Genomic DNA, 10173 nt, shown 5'->3' on the forward strand with positions numbered 1-10173 from the left:
AGGAGCCAGCATGACCACCCTGATGAAGGGCGGTACGGTCGTGAACCACGACCACGCCGTCCGCGCCGACGTCCTCATCATGGACGAGAAGGTCCTCGCGATCGGGCACGGCCTCGCTCTGCCCGAGGGCACGCAGGTCGTCGATGTCGGCGGGTGCTATCTCCTGCCGGGTGGCATCGACCCCCACACGCATCTTGAGTTCCCCTTCATGGACGAGGTCTCGGTCGACGACTTCGAATGGGGGACGAAGGCGGCGCTCGCGGGCGGCACCACCAGCCTGATCGACTTCTGCGTGCCGCGCCCGGGGCAATCCCTGCTCGAGGCACTCGAGGACTGGCGCGGCAAGAGCAGGTCCGCCGCCTGCGACTACGGCTTCCACATGGCCGTCACGTGGTGGGACCGCCAAGTCGCCGACGAGATGGGGGAATGCGTCGCCCGGCACGGGATCAACAGCTTCAAGCACTTCATGGCGTACAAGGGCGCCTTAATGGTCAACGACGAGGAGATGATCCAGTCCTTCACCCGCTGCGGACAGTTGGGCGCGCTGCCGATGGTCCACGCTGAGAATGGGGACGTCGTCGAGCATCTGCAGCGCCAACTGTTCGAGGCGGGCAACACGGGCCCCGAGGCCCACGGCTACTCGCGTCCCCCGCATGTCGAAGGCGAGGCGACGACGCGTGCGATCATGATCGCCGCGATGACCGGGACGCCCCTGTACGTCGTTCACACGTCCTGCCGCGAGAGCCACGAGGCGATCGCGGCGGCTCGCGCCCGCGGGCAGCGCGTCTACGGGGAGCCACTGATCCAGCACCTGGTCCTGGATGCGGGGGAGTATCAGTCCACCGATTGGGATCACGCGGCGGAACGCGTCATGTCCCCGCCGTTCCGCGACAAGGGGCACCAGGACAGCCTATGGGCCGGCCTCGTCGGTGGTTCGCTCCAGGTCGTGGCGACGGATCACTGCGCGTTCTCGCGACGCCAGAAGCGTCTCGGCACGGACGACTTCCGGAGGATCCCAAACGGAACCGGCGGCCTGGAAGATCGGATGCGCGTGCTCTGGACCGCCGGCGTCAATTCCGGCCGATTGACCCCGGAGGAGTTCGTCGCCGCAACCTCGACGAACGCGGCGCGCATCTTCAACATGTACCCGCGCAAGGGCGCCATCCGACCCGGTTCCGACGCCGACATCGTCGTGTGGGACCCGGGCGCGACGACAATCATCCGCGCCGAGGGGCAGGTCAGCAGGACAGAATACAACGTGTTCGAGGGATTCGCCTGCCGCGGCCTCCCCGTGATGACTTTCCTGCGAGGGACCCTCGCGAATGGGGCCGAGGGCCTCCTGGCGGAGCCCGGCCAGGGCCGGTACGTAGCCCGCGATCCCCACCCCGCCACCACCGTCGCCAACCGGATCCGCTTCGAGGCGACGCGCCCGACCCCGGTCGGGCGTCGGCTCGAACTGGTTCCCTGAGCCGCCTAGAGCCGTTCCCGATCGCTTTGCAATCGTGCACGGCTCGAAGTCCGTGTCTTGACGCGCTCTCTCTCGCCGAACCGGCATCCACGTCGGCGGAGAGCACTCTAGCCAGACGGGAACGGCCGACGCCGGACCACCGCCCGCTACGAGGATACGATGCAAAACCTTACCATCGACGCAGGACGCCTTTGGGACAGTCTGCACGAGACCGCCGCGTTCGGCGCCTGCGAGGGGGGCGGGATCAACCGCCTCACCCTGACCGACGACGACAAGCGCGTCCGGGACTGGTTTCGTCGGACGGTGGAGGCGCTCGGCTGCACCGTGACGATCGACGAGGTGGGGAACATGTTCGCCCGCCGGCCGGGACGGCGGGACGACCTTCTCCCGATCGCGATCGGAAGCCATCTCGACACGCAACCCACGGGCGGCAAGTTCGACGGCATCCTCGGAGTGTTGGCCGGGGTGGAGATCCTGCGGACGTTCCACGACACGGGGTACGTGACCAACGCCCCCATCGAGATCATCAACTGGACCAACGAGGAAGGGACGCGCTTCGCGCCGGCGATGCTGTGTTCCGGCGTCTTCGCCGGCGTCTTCGATCCCGAGTTCGCTTGGTCGCGGACCGATCGCGACGGCATCCGCTTCGACGCGGCGCTGGAAGGCATCGGGTACAAGGGATCGGCGAAGGCCGGTGACCACCGTCTCGGCGCGGTCTTCGAACTCCACATCGAGCAGGGGCCGATCCTGGAGGCCGAGGAGGTGCAGATCGGCGTCGTCACCGGTGTGCAGGGTGCCCGGTGGTACGACCTGCGCCTCAATGGAAACACAGGCCACACGGGCGCGACTCCGATGCGCCTGCGCCGCAACGCGCTCGTCGGCGCATCGCAGGTGGTGCTGGCGGTCGATGGCATCGCCGGGGAATTCGGGCCGGACGCGGTGGCTTCGGTCGGCAGGCTCGACGTCAGCCCGAACTCGCGCAACGTCGTCCCCGGCGAGGTTTTCTTGACGGTGGACCTGCGGCATCCGGACGACGGCGTCCTCGAGGCGATGGCCCGGGCGTTCGAGGGGAGGCTGGCCGGGATTCGCGAGCGGTACGGCCTCGAGATGGATCTGACGCCGATCTGGAAGAACCCGGCCGTGAGGTTCGCCTCCGAGCTCGTCGACTGCGTACAGGCTGGCGCGGACCAAGCTGGCTTCAGCCATCGACGGATGGTCTCCGGAGCCGGTCACGACGCGGCCTATCTCGCACGCGTGGCGCCGACCACCATGATCTTCGTCCCATGCCTTGGCGGCATCAGCCACAACGTCGCAGAATCGACGACGCGCGAGGAATGCGCTGCGGGCGCGCAGGTCCTGCTAAACGCGGTCATCGCCCACGATAACACCCTGTAGCGCGGCGGTGAGCCGTCGCGCACCGGTGCGCCGGCGCATCCGACCGATCCCTTCCCGCCACCGCCGCGCCCCTGAGCCGGGGGCACGCGCAACGGCGGGCAACCCGTGCGCGGCCGACACATGCACAGAGAGAAACCACGCCCATTTGCCGGGCCCGTCGCATGCCGCACCGGGGGAGCGGTGAGGATCTTCAGCTACGTGCGCGGCGACGACGGGCCCGACCTGGAACAGCAGCGATCCGGCCTCGCACACGGGGGATGCCCAGAGGTGCGTCGCGATCCTGGTCGGGAGACCGGCCTTCGCAAGCTTCCCGCGCTCGCATCCCTCTTCCGGGAGGCGTGCAAGGGCGACCCTTCGGTCGCCCACCGATCTGATCGCGTCGCGGGTTTCCGAGGCCTGGGACGGCGCTCAGAAGGAAGGCGGCGAGCAGGCGCTGACGACCTCGCACGGGACCGGTCCGACGCAACGGAACCTATGCGGCCTGCGGCTGTCGAAGTAGTAGGCGTCGCCCGGTCCGAGGATGCGGCGTTGGTCCTCGACGGTGATCTCAAGACGACCGCTGAGGATGATGCCACCCTCCTCGCCGTGGTGGCTGAGCGGGACGCGTCCGGTGTCCGCCCCGGGCTCGTAACGTTCGCGCAGCATCTGCAGGGCGCGACCGAACAGGTTGTCGCCGACCTGTCGGTAGGAGATCGAGCCCTTCCCGATCTCGGTGAGCTCGTCCTCCCGGTAGAACGACTTGTTGTTCAGTTCCGGTTCGATGGCGAAGAACTCGGCAAGCCCTATCGGGATCCCGTCCAAGATGCGTTTCAGCGCGCCGACCGACGGGTTCATGCCGTTCGACTCGATCAATGAGATGGTGGAATTCGTCACGCCGGTCTTCTTCGCCAGCGCCCGTTGGGAAAGGCCGTTCATGCTCCGGACGTAGCGAAGCCGGGCCCCGATATCGATGCTCAAAGCAGCCCCCCGTTCATCGTGTTGCGAATCGAACAACGGTCGGATCCGTGCTCGCATGGGATCAGGCAGTTGGCAATAATGAGAAAAGGACTTGCGGCCATTTTCGTGTAAAATATAATTGATCCCGTCGGGAGAGAAAGCCATGAGCGATAGAGTCAAGGGCAATTCGCCGAAACTGGAATCGTTCTGGATGCCGTTTACCGCCAATCGGCAGTTCAAGGCCTCGCCACGAATGCTCGTGGCGGCAAGCGGCATGTACTACACTTCGGATGACGGCCGGCAGGTCATGGACGGCACCGCAGGACTTTGGTGCGTCAACGCCGGTCACGGGCGGCGCAGCATCGCCGAGGCGGTTGAGCGGCAGCTCATGACGCTGGATTTCGCGCCGACCTTCCAGATGGGGCATCCCACGGCGTTCGATTTCGCCGAACGCCTCGCGGCCGTGGCGCCGGGCCCGGCCGGAGCCAAGCTCGACAGGGTGTTTTTCACGGGATCCGGCTCGGAATCCGTCGACACCGCGCTCAAGATCGCGCTCGCCTATCAGCGGGCGATCGGCCAGGGCACCCGCACCCGTCTGATCGGGCGCGAGCGCGGCTACCACGGCGTCGGCTTCGGCGGCATCTCGGTCGGCGGCATCCTCAACAACAGGCGCGTTTATCCGACGCTGAACGGCACGGACCACTTGCGCCACACCCACGACCTGGCGCGCAACGCCTTCGTGAAGGGCCAGCCCGAGCACGGGGCCGAGCTGGCCGACGACCTGGAACGGCTGGTGGCGCTCCACGGGGCCGAGACCATCGCCGCGTGCATCGTCGAGCCGGTGGCGGGCTCCACTGGCGTGCTGATCCCGCCGAAGGGCTATCTCGAACGCCTGCGCGACATCTGCACGCGCTACGGCATCCTGCTGATCTTCGACGAGGTGATCTCCGGCTTCGGCCGCCTCGGCGCGCCATTTGCGACCGATTACTTCGGTGTGGTGCCAGACCTCGTGACGACGGCGAAGGGCCTCACGAACGGCATCATTCCCATGGGCGCTGTCTTCGCGAGCCGCAAGGTCCACGATGGTCTGATGCACGGCCCGGAGGAAGTGATCGAGTTGTTCCACGGCTACACCTACTCGGGTCACCCGGTGTCGTCGGCCGCTGGCATCGCGGCGCTTTCGATCTACGAGGAAGAAGGCCTGCTGACGCGGGCATCGGATCTCGGCGACGACTGGGCCACGTCCGTCCACGAGCTCCAGGGTCGGAAGAACGTCATAGACATCCGCACCATCGGCCTCATCGCCGGCATCGAACTCGCCTCGCGCCCCGGGGCACCGGGATCGCGCGCCTACGACGTCTTCGTCGACTGCTTCCAGCGGGGACTTTTGATCCGCACGACGGGCGACATCATCGCCCTATCGCCGCCGCTCATCATCGACCGCGAGCAGATCGCGTCGGCAACAGCAATCCTCGCCGAGGCGATCAACCGCGCGGCGTGAGCATCTGGAAGGAACCGGGACAATGACGACGACGATTGCCCATTTCATTGGGGGTAGGCCCGTGGCCGGCCGGGGCGAACGCAGCGCCCCGGTCTTCAACCCCTCGACCGGCGAGCAGACGGCGACGGTGCCGTTGGCCTCGACCGCCGAGGTCGACGAAGCCATCGCCATCGCCAAGGCGGCGTTCCCCGCCTGGGGCACGACCACGCCTCTGCGTCGGGCCCGCATCCTCAACAAATTCCTTCGAATCCTCGAGGAGCGCACCGACCAACTCGCAGAATCCATCAGCGCAGAACACGGCAAGGTGTTCTCCGACGCCAAGGGTGAGGTCCAGCGCGGCATCGAGGTCGTGGAGTTCGCCACGGGGGCGCCGCACCTCCTGAAGGGCGAGGTCACTGAGAACGTCGGCACCCGGGTCGACAGCCACGCCTTCCGCCAGCCCCTGGGCGTCGTCGCCGGCATAACGCCGTTCAACTTCCCGGCTATGGTGCCCATGTGGATGTTCCCGGTCGCCCTGGCGTGCGGGAATTGCTTCATCCTGAAGCCGTCCGAGCGCGACCCCAGCGCCTCGCTGCTCATCGCCGAGTGGCTGAAGGAGGCCGGGCTGCCGGACGGCGTGTTCCAGGTAGTCCACGGCGACAAGGAGGCCGTCGACGCGCTGCTCCTGAACCCCGATATCCAGGCGGTGAGCTTTGTGGGCTCGACCCCGATCGCCCGGTACATCTACGCGACGGCCACGAGCACGGGTAAGCGGGCGCAAGCCCTCGGCGGCGCCAAAAACCACATGGTCGTGATGCCCGACGCCGACCTCGACCAGACGGTCGACGCGCTCATGGGCGCGGCCTACGGTTCGGCGGGCGAGCGTTGCATGGCCATCTCCGTCGTGGTCCCGATCGGGCAGACGACCGCCGACGCCCTCATCGAGCGGCTGGTCCCGCGCGTCCGCGCCCTGAAGATCGGACCGAGCACGGATCCCGAAGCCGAGATGGGACCGCTTGTCACCCGGGCGCACCTCGACCGCGTACGCGGGTACATCGACGAGGGCGTCGCGGAAGGCGCGGAACTGCTCGTCGACGGCCGCGGCTTCAAGATGCAGGGTTACGAGAACGGCTTCTTTGTCGGCGGCACACTGTTCGATCGCGTCACGCCCGAGATGCGCATCTACAAGGAGGAAATCTTCGGGCCTGTCCTGGCGGTCGCCCGCGCGGACGACTACGCGACCGCGGCCAAGATGATCAACGAGCACGAGTTCGGCAACGGCACCGCGATCTTCACCCGCGATGGCGACTCGGCACGCGAGTTCGCCCACCAGATCCAGGTCGGCATGGTGGGAATCAACGTGCCGATCCCGGTGCCGATGGCCTTCCATTCGTTCGGAGGCTGGAAAGCCTCGCTGTTCGGCGACCACCACATGCATGGGCCCGAGGGCGTGCGCTTCTACACGCGGCTCAAGACGATCACGACGCGCTGGCCGACCGGCATCCGTTCGGGTGCCGAGTTCGTCATGCCGACGATGAAGTAGGCTCGTCGACCTCCGAGGGTCTCCTTCGGGTGCCCCGGCCCGACGCCGGGCACGCCCGGCGCCGGCCATGTCCGAACCCAGGCCTTGCCGCCCGCCACGGCCGGCGGTTGCGGGTCGACCGTCCCTCCAGAAGGCGCGAGCAGACGCGCGATCACCCGAACATACCGGAAAGATCATGTCCTTGCAGCGCGGCATCATGGGCGGCCTCCCGCGTGCGGGCGCCGCGTACAGGCGTGCCTCCGGCGACGCCGACGGCTACGGCGGCCTGCTGACCATCGACCTCGGGGCGATCGCTCGGAATTGGCGACGCCTTTCGGCGCGCGTCGCCCCCGCCCGGGCCTCGGCGGTTGTAAAGGCGGACGCTTACGGGCTCGGGGCCCACGAGGTCGCCCCCACTTTATACCGGGCAGGCTGCAGAGCGTTTTTCGTGGCCCACGTCGAGGAAGGCATCAAGCTCCGAGCCGTCCTGCCCAGGGACGCGGAGATCATAATCCTGCACGGCGCCCCGGCCCGATCCGAGCCCGATTGCGACGCCTACCAGTTGACGCCGGTCCTGAATTGCATGGAGCAGCTCACGGCCTGGATCCGCTTCACCTCGGCGAACGGGTTAAAGAGGCGGTGCGTCGTTCAGTTCGACACGGGCATGACGCGTTTCGGTTTCGATCTGTCCGAGGCCAGCTCCGTTGCTGCGGCGCTCGGGATGGCCGGCTCACGCCCGAGCCTCGTGATGAGCCATCTCGCCTGCGCCGACGATCCTTCGGCGGCCTCAAACGCCGTGCAGCGGGAGCGTCTGCTGGACCTGCGCAAGCTGTTCCCGGACACGGAGCTGAGCCTCGCCGCCTCCTCCGGGATCTTCCTCGGCCCCGACTACCATCTCGACTTGGTCCGTCCCGGGGCGGCTCTGTACGGCGTCAACCCGGCCGGGACCGACCCGAACCCGATGGAGTCGACGATCCGGCTCTGGGGCCGGATCATGCAGGTCCGCGAGGTCCCCGCTGGAACCGAAGTCGGCTACGGCCTAGCCGGCAGGACGAAGGCCGCCACGCGCCTGGCCACCGTGGCGGTCGGCTATGCGGACGGATTCTTTCGCAGTGCATCCGGTCGGGCCTCGGCTTGGCTCGGATCGAAACGCCTGCCCTTGGTAGGGCGGGTGTCGATGGACAGCATCGTCGTCGACCTAGCGGCCCTGCCCGGACCACCGCTCGTCCCGGGCGATCTCCTCGACCTGCTCGGCGATGCCTACGGCGTCGATGACCTCGCAGCCGACGCCGGCACGATTGGGTACGAGATCTTGACAGGTCTCAGCAGTCGCTATTGGCGCGAGTACGTCGAGTGAGGAGGCGAAGATGAAGGTCCTCGTTCTTGGGAGCGGCGTCGTCGGCGTGACGAGCGCGTACTACCTCGCCCGGGCGGGCCACGAGGTCACCGTGCTCGACAGGCAGGGCTCGGCCGGCATGGAGACGAGCTTCGCCAACGCCGGGCAGGTCTCGCCGGGATACTCGGCGCCCTGGGCGGCGCCAGGCATCCCGATCAAGGCGATCAAGTGGGTGCTGATGCGTCACCGCCCGCTCGTGCTCTGGCCGTCGTTCGAGCCTCGATTCTACGGTTGGCTGGCGCGCATGCTCGCAAACTGCACCGAGGAGGCGTACGAGCGGAACAAGGGTCGCATGGTCCGCTTGGCCGAATACAGCCGCGACGTCCTGCGCGATCTGCGTGCGTCCACCGGCATCGCCTACGACCACCGCGAGCGGGGCACGCTCCAGGTCTTCAGGACCGCGAAGCAGGTGGACCATGTCGGCGACGATACCCGCGTCCTCGATGCCTATGGCGTCCCCTACGAGATCCTCGACCGCGCCGGATGCGTCGCGGCCGAACCGGCGCTCGGGCGGGTCAGCGACAAGTTCCTTGGCGGCCTGCGCCTCCCCCGCGACGAGACGGGCGACGCCCACCTGTTCACCCAACGCCTCGCCGCGATCTGCGAAGGGCTCGGCGTGCGCTTCCGTTACGGCGTGCGGGTCGACGGCGTCCACATCGCGTGCGGCCGCGTCGCGGCCATCGAGACGGACGTGGGATTGGTACGGGCCGATGCCTACGTCGCCGCGATGGGCAGCTTCACGCCGGCGCTCCTGCGTCCCGTCGGCATCCGGCTGCCGATCTACCCTGTCAAGGGCTATTCTCTAACGCTGCCGGTGGTGAACCCGGATGCGGCTCCCGTTTCCACGGTCATGGACGAGACTTTCAAGGTCGCCCTCACGCGGCTCGGCGACCGTATCCGCGTCGGCGGCACCGCCGAGTTGGCCGGCTTCAGCCAGACGTTGCGCATACCGCGCCGCGCGACGCTGGAGCGATGCGTTCGCGACCTGTTTCCGGAAGGCGGAGACCTCGGGCGCGTTTCTTTCTGGACGGGGCTCCGGCCCATGACACCGGATGGAACGCCGATCGTCGGTCGGACGCGGTATCCGAACCTGTACACCAACACCGGCCACGGAACGCTCGGCTGGACGATGGCCTGCGGGTCCGGCCGCGTCCTGGCGGACATCGTCAGCGAGAAGGCCCCGGACATCCCGCACGCGGACCTCGCCCTCGATCGCTACGCGGCCTGACACCAAACCCGCGAGGAGTCGGATGGGCATGAGCACCGTTGAGAAGAAGATCCGCAACTGGGGCCTTATCCTGCCCGACGTGGCCAAGCCGGTCGCCAACGATCTGTCTTACCTGCGCGAGGGGAACCTGCCGATCGTGTCCGGGCAACTGTGCATCGGCGCGGACGGCAAGCTGGCGGACACCCACCGGGGCAAGCTCGACGCCGAGATCGGCTTCGATGCCGACGTCGCCGCCGCACAGCTCTGCTGAACGGACCGCGCGATAATCTCTCTATGTTCGCGGATGCAGAGAAGAATCAATAAGGCAAGCATCCCTTAACCCGGCGGTGAATAGCTTATACCAACGGCCTGTGAGGGTGACTCGGCGGGTTGCGGGTTGAGCTGGCTTCTGATTCGTTTGGCGGATCAGGAGGACACGCCATGTCCGGGATCGCGATCACCCGCACGGATCTGAGCGCCGAGGGGTTGCGCGCCGCCGCCTCCAAGGCGCCCAGCATCCCGGCGGCCCGTCGCATGCTGGCGCTCGCCCTGGTGCTGGAGGGCGCTGATCGCACCACCGCCGCCCGCGCCTGCGGCATGGACCGCCAGACCCTGCGCGACTGGGTGCACCGCTACAACGCCGAGGGGCTGGCGGGTCTGCGCGACCGCCAGGCACCGGGCCGCTCCGCCAAGCTGACGCCCGAGCAGAAGCAGCAACTGGCGGCCCTGGTCGAGGCGGGGCCGGACGTCGACAAGGATGGCGTCGTGC

General features: G+C 67.6%; 9 protein-coding genes. 8 read left to right on the forward strand and 1 reads right to left on the reverse strand.

Annotation, left to right across the window (positions count from 1 at the left end; genetic code table 11):
- Nucleotides 1-10: 10 nt before the first annotated feature.
- Nucleotides 11-1468 carry a dihydropyrimidinase gene (hydA, locus tag Q8W71_RS05165; RefSeq protein ID WP_305524257.1) on the forward strand — a complete coding sequence of 486 codons (1458 nt, stop codon included), beginning with the start codon at nucleotides 11-13 and terminating at the stop codon, nucleotides 1466-1468.
- 159 nt (nucleotides 1469-1627) lie between these two features.
- Nucleotides 1628-2863: a M20 family metallo-hydrolase gene (locus Q8W71_RS05170; RefSeq protein WP_305524258.1), complete on the forward strand. Its 1236-nt coding sequence runs from the start codon at nucleotides 1628-1630 to the stop codon at nucleotides 2861-2863.
- A 408-nt stretch (nucleotides 2864-3271) separates the two neighbouring features.
- Here the strand turns inward: Q8W71_RS05170 and Q8W71_RS05175 are convergent, their stop codons facing one another.
- On the reverse strand, nucleotides 3272-3820 hold the full coding sequence (locus Q8W71_RS05175) for a cupin domain-containing protein (RefSeq protein ID WP_305524259.1): 549 nt from the start codon (nucleotides 3818-3820) through the stop codon (nucleotides 3272-3274).
- 142 nt (nucleotides 3821-3962) lie between these two features.
- On the opposite strand from Q8W71_RS05175, the gene aptA reads away from it, so the two are divergent.
- From aptA to Q8W71_RS05205, 6 genes are all read left to right on the forward strand, one after another.
- Nucleotides 3963-5300: an omega-aminotransferase AptA gene (aptA, locus tag Q8W71_RS05180; protein WP_305524260.1), complete on the forward strand. Its 1338-nt coding sequence runs from the start codon at nucleotides 3963-3965 to the stop codon at nucleotides 5298-5300.
- 22 nt (nucleotides 5301-5322) lie between these two features.
- Nucleotides 5323-6822, forward strand: a complete 1500-nt coding sequence (locus tag Q8W71_RS05185) for a CoA-acylating methylmalonate-semialdehyde dehydrogenase (protein ID WP_305524261.1) — start codon at nucleotides 5323-5325, stop codon at nucleotides 6820-6822.
- A gap of 196 nt (nucleotides 6823-7018) precedes the next feature.
- Complete coding sequence (alr, locus tag Q8W71_RS05190) at nucleotides 7019-8158, forward strand: alanine racemase (RefSeq protein ID WP_458351516.1); 1140 nt, start codon at nucleotides 7019-7021, stop codon at nucleotides 8156-8158.
- Between the two features lie 10 nt (nucleotides 8159-8168).
- Complete coding sequence (locus Q8W71_RS05195; RefSeq protein ID WP_305524263.1) at nucleotides 8169-9425, forward strand: D-amino acid dehydrogenase; 1257 nt, start codon at nucleotides 8169-8171, stop codon at nucleotides 9423-9425.
- 22 nt (nucleotides 9426-9447) lie between these two features.
- Nucleotides 9448-9675, forward strand: a complete 228-nt coding sequence (locus Q8W71_RS05200; protein ID WP_305524264.1) for a RidA family protein — start codon at nucleotides 9448-9450, stop codon at nucleotides 9673-9675.
- Between the two features lie 170 nt (nucleotides 9676-9845).
- The coding region (locus tag Q8W71_RS05205; protein ID WP_305524265.1) for a helix-turn-helix domain-containing protein at nucleotides 9846-10173 on the forward strand (328 nt) is incomplete at its 3' end.

Source organism: Methylobacterium amylolyticum, from assembly GCF_030700245.1.
GTDB lineage: Bacteria > Pseudomonadota > Alphaproteobacteria > Rhizobiales > Beijerinckiaceae > Methylobacterium.